Source organism: Streptomyces hirsutus (assembly GCF_001418415.1).
GTDB lineage: Bacteria > Actinomycetota > Actinomycetes > Streptomycetales > Streptomycetaceae > Streptomyces > Streptomyces hirsutus.
The window spans coordinates 1-19,758 of the sequence record NZ_LIQT01000182.1 but is presented as its reverse complement, the minus strand read 5'-3'; the positions used below and the strand labels follow the sequence as shown (position 1 = coordinate 19,758).

Genomic DNA, 19,758 nt, shown 5'->3' with positions numbered 1-19,758 from the left:
CAGCCGCCCCTCAGCCAGGCGATCCGCAGGCTGGAGAGGGAACTCGGTGCGGAGTTGTTCGACCGCTCGCAGCGTGGCGTCCGCCTGAGCGCCGCGGGGGCGGTGCTGCTGGACGAGGCCCATGAACTGCTCGCCCGGGAACAGCGGTTGCGCACCCTGGCCCACCGCGCCGCCGACGGTGGCCTCGGCACGCTCCGCACGGGCGTACCGCCCGACACCACGGCCGCCGTGCTGTCCGCCCTGCTCGCCTCCTGCGCGCACCACGCCCCCGGGCTGTCCGTGGACCTCCAGGAGGTCACCACCGAGGAGCAGGTACGGCTGCTCTCCTCCGGCGGGCTGGACGTCGGACTCGTGCACCATCCCGTCGACACCACCGAACTGCGGCTCGGCCCCGAGATCTCGCTCGATCTGGGTGTCGTCCTGCCGCGTACGTCACCTCTGGCGAGGTTGCCGGAAGTGGCGCTCGGTGAGCTCTCCGGCCACGACCTGGTGCTCTTCCCACGGGCCCACGCGCCCGGCTGGTACGACCGGATCCTCGACGNNCGTACCCGGCCGGGTACGGCACGCGTCGAACCCCGAGTTCCTGCTCGCGCTGGTGACGGCGGGACACGGCGTCGCCTTCGACCAGGGGCCGGTGGCCCGCAAAGAGCCCCGCGTCGCCTGGCGGCCCCTGGCCGGCCGCCCCCTCACCCTGCGCATCAGCGGCGCCTGGCCCTCCGGCCGCGGCGCTCACCCGGCCGCCCGCCGCTTCGCGGAACTCGCGGCCGACGTCCTGGCCCGCGACCACACCGCGACCCCGTGGCGCGACGGTGTTCCTCGCCCACCGGACGATTCCCCGCGCCCGTGGTCGGTGGTCTACGGATAGGGCCTTGTGTTCGGTTCGGGCCTGATCGGGTCTGATCCGGCCCGATCAGGCCCGATCCGGGAGCGGGGCCCGGTGCCGTGCGTCGCACGGCTGGTCGGGCGCGCAGGAGCGCGTCTCCGGAGACGGGTCATCGCCCCGGGACGTCATGTCGTTCGCTCCCCTGCCATGCGGGCCGGGGCGCCGTGCTCGCGGTGGCGGGTTCTGCGGGTGGCCGTGAGGGCGAGGGCGGCGGCGAGGGACAGGGCGGCAAGGGTGAGGGGAGTGGCGGCGGTCAGCCAGAGCGGGACCGTGTCCTGGCCGTGGGCCCAGAGGACGCCTGCGGCCGTGGCCGTGGCCGCGACCAGGCCCCCGGTCAGGACGACGGCGACGAAGGCGGTGCGGGAACGTTCGGGAGGACCGGACCACCCCAGTTGTGCCCAGAGGCGGGCTGCTTCGCGTGCGCCGCGTCGTCGGTGGACGGCGGCGCGGGTCCACAGGCCGGTCGTGGCGGTCGCGCCCGCCAGGGCCGCCGCGCAGGGCGGCCACCAGCTGTCGGTCAGGAGGAGGAGTACGGCGACGGCGGCGGCCGTGCTCCAGCCGCTGAGGCAGGCCACCGCCCCGGTGCGGCGGGAAGCGGGCCGGTCGGCCCCGGCCCGCAGATCGGCGAGGGCCGGCAGGTACCAGACGGAGCCGGCCGCGGTCACCACCGCCGCGCCGAGGGCCAGGACGGAATGGGCCATGGTTCAGTTCACCGCCTCGAGGGCGGTGATCTCCGGGTGGCGCAGGTCGAACGCCGGGGACTCGCTGCGGATCCGCGGCAGGGAGGTGAAGTTGTGGCGCGGGGGCGGGCAGGAGGTGGCCCACTCCAGCGAACGGCCGTAGCCCCACGGGTCGTCGACCTCGACCTTCTTGCCGTACTTGGCCGTCTTCCAGACGTTGTAGAAGAACGGCAGGATCGACATGCCCAGCATGAACGACCCGATGGAAGACAGGGTGTTGAGGGCGGTGAAGCCGTCGGCGGCCAGGTAGTCGGCGTAGCGGCGCGGCATGCCCTCGACGCCCACCCAGTGCTGGACCAGGAAGGTGAGATGGAAGCCCACCGTGAGCGTCCAGAAGGTGATCTTCCCGAGCCGCTCGTCGAGCATCTTGCCGGTGAACTTCGGCCACCAGAAGTGGAAGCCGGCGAACATCGCGTACACGACCGTGCCGAAGAGCGTGTAGTGGAAGTGCGCCACGACGAAGTAGGAGTCGGTGAGGTGGAAGTCCAGCGGCGGTGAGGCCAGGATGACGCCGGTCAGACCGCCGAAGAGGAACGTGACGAGGAAGCCCGTGGCCCAGAGCATGGGCGTCTCGAAGGACAGGCTGCCCTTCCACATGGTGCCGATCCAGTTGAAGAACTTCACCCCGGTGGGGATCGCGATCAGGAAGGTCATGAAGGAGAAGAACGGCAGCAGCACACCGCCCGTGGCGTACATGTGGTGCGCCCACACCGTCACCGACAGACCCGCGATCGCGATGGTCGCGCCGATCAGGCCCATGTAGCCGAAGATCGGCTTGCGGGAGAAGACCGGGACGATCTCGGAGACGATGCCGAAGAACGGCAGCGCCAGGACGTAGACCTCTGGATGGCCGAAGAACCAGAACAGGTGCTGCCACAGCAGCGCGCCGCCGTTGGCCGCGTCGAAGATGTGCCCGCCGAACGTGCGGTCGTACTCGAGCGCGAAGAGCGCCGCCGCGAGCACCGGGAACACCATCAGGACCAGCAGGCCGGTCAGCAGGACGTTCCAGGTGAAGATCGGCATGCGGAACATCGTCATGCCGGGAGCACGCATGCAGATGATCGTGGTGATGAAGTTGACCGCGCCCAGGATCGAGCCGAAGCCGGACAGGGCCACGCCCATGATCCACAGGTCGGAGCCGATGCCCGGCGAGTAGAGCTCGCTGGACAGCGGGGCGTACAGGAACCAGCCGAAGCTGGCCGCTCCGTCGGGGGTGAGGAAGCCGCCGGCCGCGATCAGCGAGCCGAACAGGAAAAGCCAGAAGGCCAGCATGTTCAGCCGCGGGAAGGCGACGTCGGGGGCGCCGATCTGGAGCGGCATGATCCAGTTCGCGAAACCGGTGAACAGCGGCATCGCGAACAACAGCAGCATGATCGAACCGTGCATCGTGAACGCCTGGTTGAACTGCTCGTTCGACATGACCTGCAGGCCCGGCCGGGCCAGCTCGGCGCGCATCAGCAGCGCCAGCACACCGCCGACGACGAAGAACACGAACGCGGAGACCAGGTAGAGCGTCCCGATCCGCTTGTGGTCGGTGGTCGTCAGCCAGTCCACCCACGACGCGCGCGTTGTCTCCGGCGCGGTGTTCCCGGGACGCCCGAGCGCCTCGCCCGCGCCGGGGGCCACGGCGTGCGCCCCCGCGGTCCCCACCTCTTGTATCTGCCCCTCGGCCACCGCCGGTGCCCTCTCCTTCTGCTCACGCTCCGCTCCTGTCCGTCTGTGTTCGGACAGGCGTCGGCGAGCCGGGAGATGCCGAGTGGACGGGAGTGGACGCGACGCTTCCCGGCCGCTGCCACATGATCGCCGCCGGGGCAGGGGGGTCGGACAGGGCCGAACAGTCCCCATTGTCCGCCGGGCAGAGGGACCAACGGCCCTGATGTGCCCGGCAGCGCGGAACGCGCTCTGCCCACAGGACGAGCCTGCCGACAAAGCCCCCGCCCGGCGGCGACATCGCCGCGCCTGCCGACACGGCAACCGGCCCCATGAACAGGCGGTGGCCAGCGAGCTCGCCCCGGCCGTACACGGCGCCCCCGCCTCGACCGGCCGGATCACATCCGTCCGTGGCCGGCCCACGGAATCGAGCGACCGGCGCGGGTCAGGTCAGCTTGCGGCAGTGCAGCGCGTCCGGGGTGCGGGAGGAGCCGAGGCGGCCGGTGTAGGCGATGCCGGCCGCGTACTCGTCGGCGGCGCACTGGCCCTTGTAGTGGCCGTGGGCGAAGTCGCCGCCCTGGGGGGACGGGCCCCTGTTGTCACCGCGGTCGAACCAGACCGTACGGCCGCTCGTGCCGGTGATCGCGCCGGGCCGGGCGGCCGCGCACAGGGCGGCGGAGACGACGGCGCCGCGGACGCTGTAGCCGGTGAGGAAGTGGCCTTCGGGGCACTGGAGTTTGGTGTATCCGGAGGCCCAGTCGCCGCCGGGCCCGACGTGCCGTTCGTCGACCACCACCTCGTGTCCGCCGGCCGGGGCCCACAGGGGTCCGGCGGTCACGTCGGAGCACAGGCCGCGGTTGCCGGTGTGACTGAGGCCGAGAAGGCGCTGTCCGTCGGGGCAGACGGCCTTGCGGGCGCCGGAGTTCCAGTCGGGGAGCGCGCGCATGCGCCGCGAGGCGATGAAGTCGGCGTGGTCGGGGCTGAGCATCGACCAGTCGGCCACCGGGGCGATGTGTCCGGTGCGGCCCGGGGCCCCGACGAGCCGGGTCCAGGCGGCGGCCCGCCAGTCGTCACCGTCGTACAGGCCCATGCGGTGGCCTGCGGCGTCCCAGTGCAGCAGCGCCCAGCCGTTGCCCCTGCGGTTGTCGTGCCAGCCGACGAGCGGCCAGTACGCGAAGTCGGCGTCGGTACGGATCAGGTGGTCGACGAAGTTCGTGAACCAGGCGCGCTGCTTCGCTCCCGTCTCCTCACGGCCGCCGACACCGAACTCGCTGATCCAGACGGGTGCGGTGAAGTGCCGCTCGCCCTCGGCGGTGACGTAGAGGGCCTGGCGGTTCAGGACGTCGGTCAGCTCGGTGGGGCTCAGGTCCTGGTAGCGGGGGTCGGTGGTCTCGCCGATTCCGGTGGCCCCGCTGTGGTTCGGGCCGGTGTAGCCGTAGAAGTGGGCGGAGTACACGAGTTTGCCGGAGTCGACGAGCGTGTGCGAGAGATGGCGTACGGGCTCCAGGGTGGGGCGTCCGTGCGCGAACCCGTCGACGGGGATGCCGGTCCAGTTGATGCCCTCGACGATGATGAGAAGGTCGGGGTCGGCTTCCGTCAGGATGCGGTCGCCCACGCGCTGGGACGCGGTGAACCAGTCGTGGTGGTCGCCGAGGCCCCAGTTGGGGTCGTCCCAGACGGTCCGGCGTACCTCGTTGTAGAGGTCGGCGCCCACGACGCGCTGGTTGTCCCGGTAGCGGCGGGCCATGAACAGCCAGTCGCTCTCCCAGGCTTCGGTGGAACGGCTCGCGTTCCAGCGCTCGTTGCCGTCGACACCGCAGCACCAACGGGTGGTGTTGGTGTGGTTGTTGAGGATCACCGCGAGTCCGGAGGCGGTGAGTTCGCGGACCACGACGTCGTAGACCTCGAGCGGGGTCTTCCCCCGCAGGGTGGGGTTGGCGGCGACGGAGCCGTCCGTCACGGGGCGGGTGTCGTGGATCATCTCGTTGGAGAAAGGCAGCCGGATGCTGTTGATCCCGATCCCGTGGAAGCCGGAGATGATCTCGGCCATGGGGGCACGGTCCAGGCCGAGGGGGATCCGGCCGGCGTTCTCGCCCGCGTGGTGGTTGGCGTCGTCGTCCACGCTGCCCGAACCGTTCCATGTGCCGCTGGCGCCGTGCCAGTTACCGGAACGCAGCTTGAAGCGGTCACCGTCCGCGTCGACGATCCAGCGGCCGCGCGTGCTGAGCGGCGCGGACCAGTCGGGGGCGGAGGCGGCGGACGCGCCGGCTGTGCCGGACGCGGCGCTCACGCCGGCCGTCGTCGCGGGGCCGGAGACGGAGGGGGATCCGCCTGCGGACTCCGGTGTCGTCGCGGTGGCGGCAGCGGCAGCGGGCGTCACGGGCGCCAGCAGGAGTACGGCGGCCAGGGTCGCCCTGCAGAAGGATCCGCGCACGGTCACCGTCCCGAGGACTGGGTTGTCATGGCGACGTCATCATGACGGACGGGGCGCCATGGGTCCAGGCCTACGGAGGAGGCCTGCGGGACCGGTCACCCGCACGGTCACGCCGGGGCGGGCCCGGCGAACGCCCGTCGACTGTGGTGCAGCAACTCCCTTACGGCGGAATTGCTTTGGCCGCTCTTCCAGACCAGGGCGAGCATCACCGGTGTGTCGACGTCGTCGACGAGGCGGGCGGTGAGCCGGTCGCCGTGGCCCGCGGCCATCGACTCGCTGAGGACGGCGACACCGAGTCCGCGGGCGGCGAGGTCCGCGACGGCGTCCGCCGCGCCGGCCTGCAGCGCGATCACGGGCCGGAGGTCCTGTGCGGCACAGGCCAGGTCGAACGCCGTGCGCAGCCCTGTGCCGGAGGGCATGCAGACAATCGGGTGGGCGGCCAGGTCGCGCAGCGTGACCCGCCGCTGTCGCGCCAGGGGATGCCCGGCCGGCACCGCCGCCACGAGCCGCTCGCTGATGATCGTCAGCTCCTCCAGCCCGTCCGGGGCGGTGGTCGCGGTTCCGACGAGGGCCAGGTCGACGGTGCCGGCGCGTACGCCCTCGACGAGCCGGTCGGAGTTGTCCTCCAGCAGAGCGATCTCCACACCGGGATGTGCCCGGTGGAAGGCGGCGAGGGCGTCGAACAGCGGGGTGACCGTGCAGCCCAGGACCATCCCGACCGTGAGCCGGCCCCGGAGCAGGCCGGTGACCTCGCCCACCGCCCGGCCCACCGCCCCGGCCGCGGCGAGCGCGGCGCGGGCGGGCCCGAGCGCGGCCTTTCCCGCGACGGTGAGGGCGACGGCACGCGACGACCGGTCGAACAGTTCGGCGCCGAGTTCCCGTTCCAGCCGGCGGATCTGGGCGCTGACCCCGGACTGGCTGATGCGGACCCGCTCGGCCGCCCGCGTGAAGTTCCGCTCCTCGGCGACCGCGACGAAGTACTCCAGCTGCCTCAGTTCCATGACTGTGGATTCTAGTTCCCAACAGATCCATCTGTTGGACTTCTGGCCGGTGGGCGACCACGCTGGAGGCATCGAAGTCCGAGCGAGGTCGGGAGGCAGCCATGCCGGGAACACCGGGGCACCAGCACGAGGACGGGTCCGCGTACGAGAAGGCCATGCGGCCCGAGGACATCACCCGCCTGTTCGTCGAACGGTCCAACGCCGGTGACGCGGCCGGAGTCGCCGCGCTCTACGAAGAGGACGCGGTGCTGGCGTACCCGCCCGGCGACCGGACCGTGGGCCGGGAGGCGATCCGCGCACTGTGGGAGAAGGTGCTGGCCCACCGCCCCCGCTTCGAGCCGGAGCAGCCGCTTCCGACCCTGGTCAGCGGCGACATCGCCCTCACCTCGACGCCGCCGGGGGACGGGGCGGGCGCCCGCGCGCAGGTCGTCCGGCGCCAGCCCGACGGAAGCTGGCTGCGCCTGCTCGACCAGCCCGAGTTCGTGTCGCCCGCCCGCTGACCCCTTCGGCCGCGTGACCGCGTCGCCCGGACGCCGTCGGCCGCCGACGGACGCGGTTCTCGGACCTACGCCGTCGGCCCCGTGTCGCCTACGCCGCCGGCCCCGTGTCGACGACGCAGCCGATCTCGACGATCTGACCGGGAACGTCAACTCGCTGAAGCCGACGACGGTGCCGACCGGGTGGTGGCCGCCGAAATACGCCCGGTTGCCCGCCGCCACCGCATCGGCGTTCCGCAGCAGGTTCACCACGTACAGCGTCTGCGAGACGATCCGGTGGCGGGTGACGCCGTAGTGGTCCAGAACCCTGTGGATGTCGGCGCAGGTCAGCCGGAGCCGATCCGCGAGGTCCTCGGGGTGACGGAACGCGCCCTCCTCGTCGAGGGAGAGCTGACCGACCCATGGATCAGGCCGCCGGACCTGATCGCCTGCGCAGAGCCGAAGCCGTTCTCGGCCGGGACGTCGTGGTGGAGGACATCGGTGGTGGCCATCGTGCGTGTCCTTTCGGCGCGGTGCGCACCCGTGCTCTCTTGTGGTTCCTCAGGCACTGCAGGAGAGTCAGCACTGACCTGGAAGAACGCACTTTTCGGTGATGGGGAACCGTATGGGAACCAAGCAGTACACGGGCTCGCCCGAGGACGCGGACCTGAGGCGCGCGGACTCTCTGGCGCGGGAGATCTTCTCGGACGTCGCCAACAAATGGGCACTGCTGATCATCGAAGGGCTCGGTGACCGGACCCTGCGCTTCAGCGAGTTGCGGGACGAGGTCGAGGGCATCAGCCACAAGATGCTCACCCAGAACCTGCGCATGCTGGAGCGCTACGGACTGGTCGAGCGCACGGTGCACCCCACCGTGCCGCCCCGGGTCGAGTACACCCTCACCGAGCCGGGCCGGGCCCTGCGCGCCGTGGTCGACGGCATGTGCGACTGGACCCACCAGTACCTCGGCCACATCGACGCCGCCCGCCATCGCTTCGACAGCTGACGACACCTGCCGGCGCCTGCCGGGATCGTGACGCCAGGGGTGGCGCGCGGCACCCCGCCGCTCAGTCGGCGGGGTCCGGACGGCCGCCGCGGCGCAGTGTGCGGGCGCACCAGCCGATGACCGCGGCGTTGAGCAGCGCGCCACCGACCACCGCGCCGATGAACGTCACGGCGCCGCCCGGCAGCCCGAACAACACCAGGCTGACCGGGGCCGTGGCCAGCAGCGGGATGACTCCGGCGAAGGACGCGTCCTCCCCGGCGCCGACGACGGCCACCGTGATCGCCCACACGAGCAGGGCGGCACAGAGCCCGAAGTAGACGAGGGCGAAGACATCACCGAAGAAGACGCGGCGCAGCCAACGGAAAAGGGATCTGCCAGGCCGTGCGGGTCTGGCGGATCGGCCGGAATCGGTCATGGTGGCGGGTCTCTCGGTGTCAGAGGTGTCAGAGGTGTCAGAGACGTCGGTGGCGTCGGTGGCGTCGGTGGCGTCGGAGACGATCGAGGTGTCAGAGGTGTGCGCCCGGCGGGTTCGGGTGGGCGAGGCCGACGTCGTACGCGAGGATCGTCGCCTGGACCCGGTCGCGCAGCCCGAGCTTGCGCAGCAGCGCGTTCACATGGGACTTCACCGTGCCGACGGTGATGCCGAGTTCGGCGCCGATCTCCATGTTGGTGAGCCCGGACGCCACGAGAGTGAGGACGAACCGCTCACGCGCGGTCAGGCTGTCCAGTTCGTGGTGGTCGCTCGCGGCGTGGATCCGGGTGGGCTCACCGGACGCGTAGTGGCCGATGAGCCGGCGGGTCGCGGACGGGGAGAGCACGCTCTCGCCCGAGGCCACCACCCGGATGCCCTGGAGCAGTTCGGAGGGGTGCACGTCCTTGAGCAGGAAGCCGGAGGCGCCGGCGCGCAGCGCGTCGAAGACGTACACGTCGAGGTCGAAGGTGGTCAGCACCAGGACACGGGGCGCGTTCTCCCTGCCGGTGATGATCCGGGTGGCGGCGATGCCGTCCAGTTCGGGCATCCGGACGTCCATCACCACCACGTCGGGTGCCAGTTCCTCCGCGAGCCGTACCGCGGCGGCACCGTCGGCGGCCTCGCCGACGACGGTCATGTCCTCCTCGGCGCCGATCACGGCGGCGAACCCCGCCCGTACGATGCCCTGGTCGTCGACGACCAGCACCTTGAGGCTCATCGTTCTCTCTTCTCCTCGTCCCCCTGCCCGGCGACCGGCGCGCCGGTGGCCTCCGGGCCCGGGGCAAGGGGCAGCCGGAGGCGGAGGGTGTCCGCCGGGCCGGTGGTCACCGTACCGCCGAGGGCCGCGACCCGCGCCGTCAACCGTTCCCGTACGAGGCCGCGGGTGGCGCCCGGCACTCCGGTGACCGTGAGCGTCAACGAGCCGTCGTACGCGTCGAATTCCAGGACCGCCGGCCCTTCACCGCTCGCCGCGAGCACGGTCTCCGCCGCATGGTACGCGGTCAGGTCCACGGCGGTGGGCAGTCGGCCGGGCACCCGGTCGGTCAGCCGTATCTCCACGTCACGGCCGGTGGCCCGGCACTGGTGGGCGAGCAGGTCGAGGGCCTGGAGGGTGGGTTGCGGCCGCCGCGCGGCCTCCGTCTCGCCCTCCCGGACCGTGTCGAGGAGGGAGCGCATCGCGGCCAGGGCCTCGCGGGCGCGTTCCGCGGTCCCGTCGAGCCGGCCCGCCTCCGCCTCCACGACCATGTCGGCGGTGCGTGCCAGCACGGTGCTCTCCAGCCCGGCGGCGATCCGGCGGCGCTCGGCCCACGCGTCCCGGACGGCCTCCTCGGTCCAGGCGGCGAGACGTTCGTCGCGCGTGCCCCGCGCGGCCCGGTCCCGCCGGCCCCGCAGGGTCCCGCCCCAGTGGGCCGCGCCGACCGCCACGGACGCCCCGGCCGTCGCCAGCACGGCGACCGTCCAGACGGGGGCCGTCGTGCCCCGGTCCAGGACGGCGGCGGTCGCCGCCGCCGCGTGCACCGTCACCGCCACGACCGAAGCGACCACCGCGGTCACCGCGGCGGGCCCGCTCCCCACAGCCACCGCGGCGGGACGGAGCCACCGGGGCGGGCGCGGACGGTTCCCGGCGGGGGACGGGCCGGCGGCGGTACGGGCCGCGTGTGCGGCGAGCACGGCGAGTGCCCCGCAGGTGGCGAGCATGCTCAGCGCGGGCGGCAGGACGACCGGCCCGGTGTAGTCGCCGACCGCCATCGCCACCGGCCACAGCGGGGCCAGCGCGAGCAGGGCGCCCGTGGCCGCGCGGGGCGCCCGGCGCAGCCACAGCAGCGCGACCGCCTGTGCCGCGGCGAGCAGGGTGAAGAACGCGCCGGCGGCCACCGTCGACCCGCTCGACACGTCCTCCGACCTGATGATCATTACGGGGAGGAGCGGTTGCAGGACGAGGCCGACCGCGGCCGTCAGCTGCGCCAGGCGGTAGCTGAGCGGGACGGACCGCTCGACCGGGGCGGCGGTCCGGCCGGGCAGGACCGCCGCCACCTCCCAACCGCCGTCCGCGGTCGGACCGCTGGTCAGCGTGCCACCCGCCTCCCGCGCACGGGACCGCAGGAAGGCCGTGCCGCGTCCCCCGCCGAGGTTCGCGCCGTGCGCCGTCGCCCCTGCCGGCGGTGCCGAGCTCGTGACCACGACGTCCGTACGCGTGTCGCCGTACTGGCACCGCACCCTCGTGTGCGCGCCGGGGGCATGCCTGGCCACGTTCGTCAGTGCCTCGCGCACGATGCCGAAAGCCGCGTCGGCGACGGCGCCGTTCGGCAAGGGGCCGATCTCGTGGTCCACGTGCCGGCCCAGCCCGCGGAACCCCTCGACCAGGTCGCGCAACCGTTCCTCCGGCGACGGAAGTTCCTCGCGCGAGGGCGAAGGCGCCCGCACCGAGCCGAGCGCGCGGGTGACCTCGTGACCGGTCCCGACGGCGAACCGGAGCGCTTCGTCGGCCAGTTCGGGACGGCTCTCCCGGAGTCCGAGCGCCGCCCCCGCCGTGACCACCACGGCCGTCAGATGGTGGGCGCTGACGTCGTGCAACTCCCTTTCCATGCGCTGTCGTTCGGCTGCCGGAAGCCGGTGGCGTTCGGACTCGGCGCGTTGCAGCAGCCGTTCGGCCGCCTGCCGTGCGTGACGGGTCCGCCGTGCGAACAGGCCGGCCCCGCAGGCAAGGACGTACAGCAGGGCGGTGAGGACGAGGTCGAGCCCGTCGTGGTCGCTGAGCCCGTGCAGACTGATCCAGTACAGGACCTGCCAAACGGCGAGCGCGACCGTGCACAGCAGGGCGGTGAAGGTGTCGCGTTCGGCCGCCACGGTGAACAGGGCCAGTGCCACACCCGCGGTCCCGAGTACCGCCATCGCCCCGGCGGGCAGCGGCCCGGCGCCCAGCGCGCAGGCGGCGGCGACCAGGACGAGGGTGGTCACCGGGCGGGTACGGCGCAGGGCGAGCGCGGCCGCCACCGGTCCGGCGACCAGGACCGCCACGAGAAGAGCGGACGCGGTCGGGACGGTCCCGCGCACCAGTGCCGCCCCCGGCCAGACCACGGCCTGGGCACAGATCAGCAGGACCGGGAGCAGCCGGTCGTCGGTTCGCTTCATGAGACGACAAGGCTATGTCCGCAGGTGGGCGGCCCGACTCCGGCTGGAGGCGGATCCCCTTCTCCTACCTGGGTTACAGGGGCGGTGACACCCGCCCGGTGGAGACTGCGCGGCCTTCTCTGTCTCCGGTTGCACGCGGCAATCGTCCGCCGGCCCGAGGACCGAGGGGTGCCCCCGGCCATAGTCTCGATCACGTCGGGAAAGCGGCCCGCCACCGGCTCCACCAGCGGTTTCCGTTCCGTCCAGGACGGCGCACCGCCTTCCCGCCGCCCGGTCCGGCAGGTGCGACCTCACCTGCTTCCGCACCACCGGCCAAGCAAGTCCAAGCGAATTCAAGCGAATTCAAGCGAATTCGATCAACATCAGGGGGATTCACCATGTCCAAGCGCGTTCTCATCGGGTCCTTCGTCGGTGCTCTCGTCGTCGGCGGAGCCGCCGCCGGTTTCGCCATGGCCTCGAGCCCCACGAAGCTGTCTCTGGAGAACACCTCGGCCCGCTACACCGCTCCGTCCGGCGACAGCGCGGGCTCGTTCTCCTTCACCACGGATGTGAGCGACGACTCGGGCGTCACGAGTCTCCACGTCCTGCCGTGGCCCGCCGATTTGGAGCTGGACCCGACCGAGAAGGAACTCCGCGACACGGAGGAGACCGCCACCTGCCGCAAGACCTCGGACGAGACCTCCCGCTGCACCTACGCGCTGGAGGTCACCGAGGAGGAGGCGGCCGCGCTGGAGGCGGGCACCTGGAAGATCACGGCGCTGGCGACGGCCAAGGACGGTGACACCCTGTTCGTGCCCTCCGCCGCCACCTTCGAGATCAAGCACTGACCCGTCGAGCACTGATCCGCCGAGCACTGCCCCGTCGAGCACTGACCCGTCACGCGACGGCCGGGCACCTGGTCCCGCCAGGGCCCGGCCGCGCACGGAACACGGCGCCGACGGCCGGCCGGGCTCAGTCCAGGACGTGCCGCAGGTAGGACCGCGGGTCGGCCAGATAGCGGCGCCAGTGCTCGACCAGGGCGAGTTCGTCCCAGGCCGCCCGGCGCATGCCGTGGTCGCCGACCTCGATGATGTCCGCGCCGGGCAGGGCGGTCAGCAGCGGAGAGTGCGTGGCGCAGATGACCTGCCCACCACTCCTCACCAACTGGTCGACGTGGCCGAGCAGCTCCAGGCACGAGGTGAACGACAGCGCCGCCTCCGGCTCGTCCATCACATACAGGCCGGGCTGGAGGAACTTCCCCCGGAACGCCGCGAGGAAGCCCTCGCCGTGGCTGACCGAATCCGGCGCGAACCCTTCCCGGTCCAACGCGTCCAGCGCCGTCTCGGCGCGCAGGAAGAAACCCTTGCGGGCGCGCCAGCTGCCCAGCATGGGGCGACCGCGCGGCGCCGCGTCGAAGCGGATGCGCTCGCCCAGCACCGACTTCGGGCGGTGACTGGCATAACGCCAGTCGTGCGAGCCGCCCCAGGAGTCCAGCCCGAAGCCTTCGGCGAGAGCCTCGACCAGGGTCGACTTGCCCGAACCGTTCTCACCGATCAGGTAGGTCACCGGCGCGGTGAGGCGCAGACCGTCCGCCAGGAGCCCCCGCACGCAGGGCACCGACCAGGGCCATTCCCCCTCGTCCTCGTCGGGTAAGACACCGGATACGTACGCACGTTCGACGATCACACCCCGAGTTTCCCATGGAGCCGCGCGTAGTGAACCGTGGAGGGCGGTAGCAAGCGGCGCTCGCAGGCCCATACTGGAGACAATGACAAAGCCAGTTGCACCGAAGCGCATTCTGCCCACCAGCCCCTTCAAAGCCCCGGTCGCCCCGCCGCCCAAGCACTTCGCGGTGGGCGACCAGGTCACGCACGACATGTACGGTCTCGGCCGGGTGATCGGCATCGAGGACGGAATCGCGGCACTCGTGGATTTCGGTTCGGCGCAGGAACGGATCCTGAGCCCGTACTCCAAGATGAGCAAGCTGTAGTTCCAGCCGTAGCTGTAGTTCCAGCTGTGGCCGAGGCTGCCGCCGCGACCGACGTCGCAGCCGTAGCAGCGGCTCCAGGACCGCCGGGCCCGGTCACGACATGCCAGACCCCTTCATGGCCCCGCACCGAATCGGAGACCTCTCATCGACACGACCTCGCTGTTCTCCGCCCCGGAAGGGGCGCCGCGCCAGGCCACCGCAGCGTCCCCCCGTCCGGAGGCGGACCCCTTCCAGGCCCCGGACTTCGGGGAGGACGAGACCTTCCTGTTCGAGGAGGCGCAAGCATCCTTCCCGGACCTGGACACGAGTACGCCCCACCGCAGGGCGCGCTAGGCCACAGCCGCGTGAACAGGCACGACAGACCCCGGACTGCGCGGCAGCCGGGGTCTTCGTCGTGCCGCGGGCCCGGCTCCCCGGTCGGCGCCGAGCCGGTTCGTCACCGGTCCACCGCCGGGCACAGCCCTCGGTGTGCTCTCCGGACGCCGCTGCCGGGCCAGGACGTTCCCGCCGGACGCCGCCTGCCGCCCCGTCGGGGGGCTCTGCTCCGGTGCGACCGAACCGGCCGTCACGGAACGAGCGCACCGGCTCCCGCACCCGACTGCCGCTGTGTGGTTCGCCACACTCCTTCGTGAGCCGGCCACCGGCGGGCGCCGGCCGGCCCCGGCCCGCCCCGGCAGCGCCGACCTCGCCCGGCCCGACGCACAGCGCATCGGCGTGGTGAGCTCCCCGCCGCCGAAGTCCGACGAGGCCCAGACCCTGGTCTGCGGAACCGCCGCCCATCTGGTCGACTCCAAGGAGTCCATCGACAGCCGCCCTCCACTCGCGCTGGTCCTCAACGTGGTCGGTCTGGGCGCCACCCTCGGCGTCATGACGTGGATCTCCCAGGACGGCAGCCTCTCCTCCCAGCCGGGCTTTACCCCAGCTGGGCTTCACCGCGCAGCCGACGGAGGCGTCGATGACGGCGGCCCCGCACCCGCACCCGCCTCCGGGTCCGTGGGTATCCCGGCCCGGCCCCTGCACAGCGGCCACAGCCCCGGCCGCCCCCATGAAGAAGCCGACGGAGGTCTGACCGCGGCGACCCGGAACCCGGTGACAGCCGGACTCCCGCCTGCCCCCGGCCGTCGAGGAACACCGTGCCGCGTCGCCGGCGGGGCCACGGACCGGCAGGGCCACGGACGCGGACGCCGGGGCGGCTGCCGAAGCGACTCAGGGTTCGATGCGCAGGGGGTGGGACTCGGTCACCTGGTCCACCTCCGAGACCCTGATCGTCGCCTTCATCGTCCAGGTGCCCGGCAGGGGGAGGTTGAGGTCGCTGGTGGCCCAGTAGCCGCCGCGGTCGGTCAGCCCGGCGTCGATGGGGCCGATGTCCTTCTCGGCGAGGGTGAAGGAGAGGCGGAGCTCCGGGATCGAGTCCAGGGCACCGGCGGGGTCGAAGGCCACCGCCTGGATGCCGTTCTCACCCACCCGGCCCGGGTCCAGAGTGATCTGCACGCTGCCCTTCCCACCGGGGACGTCGAGGGCGTACGGGATCGTGACCACCGTCGCCGCGGGCAGTCCGGCAATCGGGGCCGTCCCGGTCGCCGCGGCCTCGGCCTCCGCTCGGGCCGGGAGGGTGCTGGTCAGCACCGTCGTGACCAGCAGCACCACGACCGCCACCACCGCTTCCACCAGAACGGAGACGCGCAGGGCACGACGGTAGCGGTCGAGGGGCGGCTCGTTCGGATCGGACGGAGTCGGGCCGGACGGAGTCGGGCCGGACGGCAGGGCAGGTGACGGAGCGGGGGGCGGGGAGTCCGGGGTGCCGTCGTCGGAGACGGGCAGCGCGGGGGCGGTGGGCGGGGCCTTGTCCGAAGTGGCGGAGGCCACCAGTTCCGGGAGCCGTTCCCGCACGGCCGCCGTAGCCCCCTCCACAGCCTTCTCCTCCTCCTTCCCCTTCTCCTTCTCCTCCATCTCCGTCTCCGTCTCCGTTTCCGTGGATGAGGCCGCCGTCGCCAGGCCGAGCGTCAAGCGGCGGGACAGGCCCGCCGCCAGCAGCAGTGCGGCCGTCATCACGAGCTTGACGGCCAGGGTCCTTCCGTACGACGAGTCCGCGAGCGCCGACCAGGAGCCGAGGCCCCGCCAGGACTGGTAGACGCCGGTGACGACGAGGACCGTCACCGAGAGGAAGGCGAGACGGGAGAAGCGGGTGACCGTGGCGACGGGCGGCGGGGCGTCGGCGCGGAACAGGACGATGAGCAGGGCCGTGAGGCCGCCGAGCCAGCAGGCCATCGCCAGCAGGTGCAGTACGGACGACGTCATCGCCACCGGCACCTGGATACCGGCCGAGGCGTGCTCGGCCGCTGCCCACGTCAACGCGAGGGCGACGGCCAGGACGGTGCCCACGGCGAGCCGGGCGGGCGATGTCCGGCCGTCCGGCTCGCCGTGGGCTCGACGCAGGCGGGGCAGGCGCAGGAGGACCGCCGCAGTCAGCACCAACAGGGCGAGCCGGGTCAGCAGCGCGATGCCCGGCCGCCCGGTGAGGGCGCCGGTGAAGGCCGAGAGGTCGAACGCAGTCGCCGGGGACGTTCCGTTCTCGTACGGAGCCCGCAGCACGAGGAGGACCGCGGTGGACGTCAGCAGCGTCCACCAGCCCGTGACCAGCGGCATCCGCAGCGGGGCGGTGTCCGGCGGCCGGCACAGGGCCGCGAACGCCACCGTGCCGATGAGCAGCGCGGCGGCGATGTACGCGAGATAGCGGCCGGTGTCGTAGAGGCTCGCGGTGATCGGGTGCTCCGCCGGGGCTGCGGGCGCCATCGGTGCGGTGGGCGAGGGTTTGCCGATGGAGAAGGTGAAGGCGCCGGAGGCGGGGTGGCTGTCCGCGGAGACCACCCGCCAGGCGACCGTGTAGGTGCCGTCGTCGAGCCCGTCGGGCAGGCCGATGCGTGCCGTGTCGGACCTGCCGTCGGCGTGCTCCGGCTCGTCCAGCGGCACCCGGTGGTTGTCGGGGCTGTAGATCCGGAACGAGTCGTCGAGCAGGGCGACGGACTCCGTGAAGGTCAGGGTGACGTGCCGGGGGGCGGACTTGACGACGCTTCCCTCCCCGGGATCGGCTCCGCGGAGCGCCGCGTGGGCGCTCGCCGGCCCGGCGCTGCCGAGGAGGAGCAGGATCAGCGCGGTGCCCAGCAGCACCAGCCCTTGAAGCCGCCGGTTTCCGCGACCGAACGTTTCACGACCGGGCGTTCCACGACCGGGCACTCCGCGATCCGTCGCTCGGCGGCCCGTTCCGGCGCCCCGTCCGCCCGCACCTCGTCCGCCACCGTCGCCCACCGCCCCGCTGCGCCGTCGCTGCACGTCGTTCCCACCTCCCGGCCGTCCAGCCGTCCAGCACTCCGGCCGTCCGGCACTCCAGCCGTCCAGCATCCCGGCCATCCGGCACTCCGGCTTCAGGTGGGGTACGGACGGGAGGCGCGGAATGCTCACCGCCCCGGCGGGACGACGATCCGCCGGCCGGTCCGCATCATCTGTTTCCGAAGGCCGCCTCCCGTGTGAGGAAGGCGAGTCGGGCCTTCTTCTCCGGCAGGTACACGTCCGGCAGATCGATCTCGGGCAGGACCACCTCGGGGCCCGCCGTGAAACCCTGCCGCAGGAAACGGGCGACCGCCTTCTCGTTGGCCACGTCCGGGTCGACCACCACGCGCCTGCGGTCCGGGCCCAGCAGGACGAACCCGACCATGACGGTCAGCAGCGCGCCGGTCCACCCGGAACGCGCCCCCTCCGGGCCGGCCGGAGCGACCAGCAGGTGGACGCCGATGTCACCGGGCTCGACGGGGTAGCAGTCGCCGACCCGGTCGGCCTCCGGCTCGTACGTCTGGAGCAGCGCGGCCGGCTCGCCGTCCTTGACGAGGAGGTAAGCGTGGTGGGTGTCGAGCGTTTCCATATGGGCGTAGATCTCGGCCACTTGCTGCTCGGTGAGGCCGTTCATGCCCCAGAAGAGGGCGCGTTCGCCGCTCACCCAGCGGTGCAGGACGGCCGCGTCCGCCGCCGGATCGAGCGGCAGCACGCGTACGGAGCCGAAGCCGTCGGCCACGTCCTCGTGAACGGCCGCGCGGGACGCGTACGGGTCAGACATCGGTCTCCTCCTGAAGTTCCTCGAGCTCATCGGTCTCCTCATGAGTGCCCCGGTCCCGGACCACGGCCTCCCTGCGGAGTCCGTCCCAGTCGGTGACGACCGGGACCAGGTCCCCCGCGAGCCACAGCGGCAACTGGTCGCGGTGGTGGGGCGAGTCCGGGACGCCCGAGGCGCCGAACGGCACCACCCAGCGGCTGTCCTCGCGGCGGGCCAGGTCCCAGACGTAGCGGGCGGCCGGGCCGCGCGCCGCGAGGTCGGTGAGACCGGGCACCGAGGAGGTGCACAGCACGCAGTCGTGGTCGCCGGACAGAGCGGGTTCGTCGTACGGCGTCATGGGCGGCAGGGCCCGCCAGGGAGCCAGCCGGTGGGTGTCTCCCCAGGTGCCGGCCGGCGGCCGGGCGGCCACCTCCTCCAGCGCCGCGCGCACCGCCGCCGGACGGTCGACGCCGTACAACTCCTTCGCGGTCAGGAGGTGTTCGAGCGCGTAGCCGATCCGCGGGAGCAGCGCGAGCCAGGGCTGGAACACCTCCGGGTAGGCCGGGGGCGTGGCCAGCCGGGCGAACGCGGGGTGCCGCGCGAGCTGCCGTACGAGCGCGCCGCGCACCGCCGCGTGGAGCGCCGCGCCGGTGCTGTCCGCGTCCATGCGCCGGTCCCAGGCCAGCAGCCGGCCGCGCAGGCCGGCCGCCGGACCGGTCAGACCGTCGAGGGCGGCGACATGGTCCAGCAGGGCGGCGGCGGAGGCGAGGTGGGTGTCCGTGTGGAGGGCGGGCATCTCGGCGGCCGACCAGCGTTCCCGCCGGGCGAGCAGCGCGGCGATACGGTCGGCGCGGTGCGGCGCGGCGAACTCGACGCCGAGGGGGGCCGCCGGGCCGCGCTGGTTCGCCATCACGGCGATGCCGTCGGTCAGGCCGGCGTGCGGCGACTCGTGCCACCCCTGCCAGTCGTGTCCGGGCTCCCACGCGGGCACCGGACGGATCCGGTTGGCCTCGGCCCGTACCGGCACCCGGCCGGCCACCCGGTGCAGCGTGCCGCCCTCGGTGTCGGCGGCCTGGACCACGTTGACCGGCTCGGCCCACAGGTCGAGGGCCCGGTCCACGTCGGCGACCCGGCGGGCCCGCAGCAGCGGCAGCAGGGCGCCGAAGCCCAGGTCGCCGGTGACGCGGGGCGGGTAGCGCAGGGCGACGACGACCGGGGGAGCGCCGGGTTCGGACACACCGTCCTCGAGGCCCTCGGGGCCGCCGATGATCACCGGTCCCCGGTCGGTCTCGATCACCTCGACCTCGACCGGGTCCTCGCCGGCGACCTCGACGGTCTCGGTGTGCCGGGCGGCCCGGTGCCAGACACCGTCCGGGCCGAGCGCCTCCACACCGGCGCCGGTGCGGCGCAACTGCTCCCGGTACAGGTCCTGGTAGTCGGCCATGGCGTTGGTGATCGCCCAGGCGACCGAGCCGGTGTGGCCGAAGTGGGCGATGCCGGGAACGCCGGGCACGGCGATGCCGACGACGTCGAACTCCGGGCAGGACAGACGGATCTGCTGGTAGACGCCGGGGTCCTCGATGAAACGGTGCGGGTCCCCCGCGATCACCGCCTGCCCGGTCACCGTCCGCTGCCCGGCGACCAGCCAGCCGTTGCTTCCGGAGGTGCCGGGACCGTCGGCGGCGAACAGGCCGACGGCGTCCCGCCCGAGACACTCGACGACCCGCTCGCGCCAGAGCTTCGCGGGGAACCCGGCGAACAGGATGTGCGTGGAGAGCCACACCGCGAGCGGCGTCCAGGGCTCCCAGCGGCCGGGGGTGAGGGCGGCCCGGGCGAATTCGGGGGCTGCGGTGAATCCGGGGGCCGCGGTGGGTCCCGGAGCTCCGGTGGGCCCAGGGCTCGGGGAGAGCC

16 protein-coding genes and 3 pseudogenes are annotated in these 19,758 nt (G+C 72.7%); 6 read left to right on the top strand and 13 right to left on the bottom strand.

Features of this window, described 5'->3' with window-relative positions; translation table 11 throughout:
* Positions 1 to 21: 21 nt before the first annotated feature.
* Together AOK11_RS44900 and AOK11_RS44895 are read left to right on the top strand one after the other, a co-directional pair.
* Positions 22 to 541: pseudogene (locus AOK11_RS44900) on the top strand (LysR family transcriptional regulator); the annotation flags it as partial.
* Between the two features lie 2 nt (positions 542 to 543).
* Positions 544 to 865: pseudogene (locus tag AOK11_RS44895) on the top strand (hypothetical protein); the annotation flags it as partial.
* A gap of 143 nt (positions 866 to 1,008) precedes the next feature.
* Here the strand turns inward: AOK11_RS44895 and AOK11_RS14555 are convergent.
* The 4 genes from AOK11_RS14555 to AOK11_RS14540 form a co-directional block, all read right to left on the bottom strand.
* On the bottom strand, positions 1,009 to 1,584 hold the full coding sequence (locus AOK11_RS14555) for a hypothetical protein (protein ID WP_055594136.1): 576 nt from the start codon (positions 1,582 to 1,584) through the stop codon (positions 1,009 to 1,011).
* Positions 1,585 to 1,587: 3 nt separating this feature from the next.
* A complete protein-coding gene (gene ctaD / locus AOK11_RS14550; RefSeq protein WP_381170729.1) occupies positions 1,588 to 3,468 on the bottom strand; it encodes an aa3-type cytochrome oxidase subunit I in 1,881 nt (626 codons plus the stop codon).
* Between the two features lie 250 nt (positions 3,469 to 3,718).
* Entirely contained in the window at positions 3,719 to 5,707 is a 1,989-nt protein-coding gene (locus tag AOK11_RS14545; protein ID WP_240497342.1) for a glycoside hydrolase family 5 protein, read from the bottom strand.
* 107 nt (positions 5,708 to 5,814) lie between these two features.
* The gene (locus tag AOK11_RS14540; RefSeq protein WP_055594133.1) at positions 5,815 to 6,708 is read right to left on the bottom strand and encodes a LysR family transcriptional regulator; all 894 of its coding nucleotides are present in this window, start codon (positions 6,706 to 6,708) and stop codon (positions 5,815 to 5,817) included.
* A gap of 101 nt (positions 6,709 to 6,809) precedes the next feature.
* Here AOK11_RS14540 and AOK11_RS14535 point away from each other — a divergent pair, with 101 nt between their 5' ends.
* Positions 6,810 to 7,208 (top strand): YybH family protein, encoded by a 399-nt coding sequence (locus AOK11_RS14535; RefSeq protein WP_055594132.1) that lies wholly within the window; start codon positions 6,810 to 6,812, stop codon positions 7,206 to 7,208.
* An 88-nt stretch (positions 7,209 to 7,296) separates the two neighbouring features.
* On the opposite strand, the pseudogene AOK11_RS14530 reads toward AOK11_RS14535, so the two are convergent.
* Positions 7,297 to 7,696, bottom strand: a pseudogene (locus tag AOK11_RS14530) (RidA family protein).
* A 113-nt stretch (positions 7,697 to 7,809) separates the two neighbouring features.
* Between AOK11_RS14530 and AOK11_RS14525 the strand changes: the two are divergent.
* Entirely contained in the window at positions 7,810 to 8,190 is a 381-nt protein-coding gene (locus tag AOK11_RS14525) for a winged helix-turn-helix transcriptional regulator (RefSeq protein WP_055594131.1), read from the top strand.
* 61 nt (positions 8,191 to 8,251) lie between these two features.
* Here the strand turns inward: AOK11_RS14525 and AOK11_RS14520 are convergent, their stop codons facing one another.
* The 3 genes from AOK11_RS14520 to AOK11_RS14510 all read right to left on the bottom strand — a co-directional run bounded on the left by AOK11_RS14520 (position 8,252) and on the right by AOK11_RS14510 (position 11,794).
* Positions 8,252 to 8,605 carry an SCO4225 family membrane protein gene (locus AOK11_RS14520; RefSeq protein WP_055594130.1) on the bottom strand — a complete coding sequence of 118 codons (354 nt, stop codon included), beginning with the start codon at positions 8,603 to 8,605 and terminating at the stop codon, positions 8,252 to 8,254.
* Positions 8,606 to 8,696: 91 nt separating this feature from the next.
* A complete protein-coding gene (locus AOK11_RS14515) occupies positions 8,697 to 9,380 on the bottom strand; it encodes a response regulator (protein ID WP_055594129.1) in 684 nt (227 codons plus the stop codon).
* Positions 9,377 to 11,794: a histidine kinase gene (locus AOK11_RS14510; protein WP_055594128.1), complete on the bottom strand. Its 2,418-nt coding sequence runs from the start codon at positions 11,792 to 11,794 to the stop codon at positions 9,377 to 9,379. The genes AOK11_RS14515 and AOK11_RS14510 overlap by 4 nt, the downstream gene beginning before the upstream one ends.
* 377 nt (positions 11,795 to 12,171) lie before the next feature.
* On the opposite strand from AOK11_RS14510, the gene AOK11_RS14505 reads away from it, so the two are divergent.
* Positions 12,172 to 12,621, top strand: a complete 450-nt coding sequence (locus tag AOK11_RS14505) for a DUF5707 domain-containing protein (protein WP_055594127.1) — start codon at positions 12,172 to 12,174, stop codon at positions 12,619 to 12,621.
* A 124-nt stretch (positions 12,622 to 12,745) separates the two neighbouring features.
* Here AOK11_RS14505 and AOK11_RS14500 read toward each other — a convergent pair whose 3' ends face one another.
* The gene (locus tag AOK11_RS14500) at positions 12,746 to 13,459 is read right to left on the bottom strand and encodes an AAA family ATPase (RefSeq protein WP_055594126.1); all 714 of its coding nucleotides are present in this window, start codon (positions 13,457 to 13,459) and stop codon (positions 12,746 to 12,748) included.
* A gap of 82 nt (positions 13,460 to 13,541) precedes the next feature.
* Here AOK11_RS14500 and AOK11_RS14495 point away from each other — a divergent pair, with 82 nt between their 5' ends.
* A complete protein-coding gene (locus tag AOK11_RS14495; protein WP_055594125.1) occupies positions 13,542 to 13,763 on the top strand; it encodes a hypothetical protein in 222 nt (73 codons plus the stop codon).
* A 1,206-nt stretch (positions 13,764 to 14,969) separates the two neighbouring features.
* Here the strand turns inward: AOK11_RS14495 and AOK11_RS14490 are convergent.
* The 4 genes from AOK11_RS14490 to AOK11_RS14475 form a co-directional block, all read right to left on the bottom strand.
* Positions 14,970 to 16,931: a copper resistance CopC/CopD family protein gene (locus AOK11_RS14490; protein WP_055594124.1), complete on the bottom strand. Its 1,962-nt coding sequence runs from the start codon at positions 16,929 to 16,931 to the stop codon at positions 14,970 to 14,972.
* Positions 16,910 to 17,104: a hypothetical protein gene (locus tag AOK11_RS43970; protein WP_206188840.1), complete on the bottom strand. Its 195-nt coding sequence runs from the start codon at positions 17,102 to 17,104 to the stop codon at positions 16,910 to 16,912. The genes AOK11_RS14490 and AOK11_RS43970 overlap by 22 nt, the downstream gene beginning before the upstream one ends.
* Before the next feature lie 155 nt (positions 17,105 to 17,259).
* Positions 17,260 to 17,871, bottom strand: a complete 612-nt coding sequence (locus AOK11_RS14480) for a GNAT family N-acetyltransferase (protein WP_055594122.1) — start codon at positions 17,869 to 17,871, stop codon at positions 17,260 to 17,262.
* A partial coding sequence (locus AOK11_RS14475) for a penicillin acylase family protein (protein ID WP_107098587.1) occupies positions 17,864 to 19,758 on the bottom strand: 1,895 nt, incomplete at its 5' end. The genes AOK11_RS14480 and AOK11_RS14475, both read right to left, overlap by 8 nt.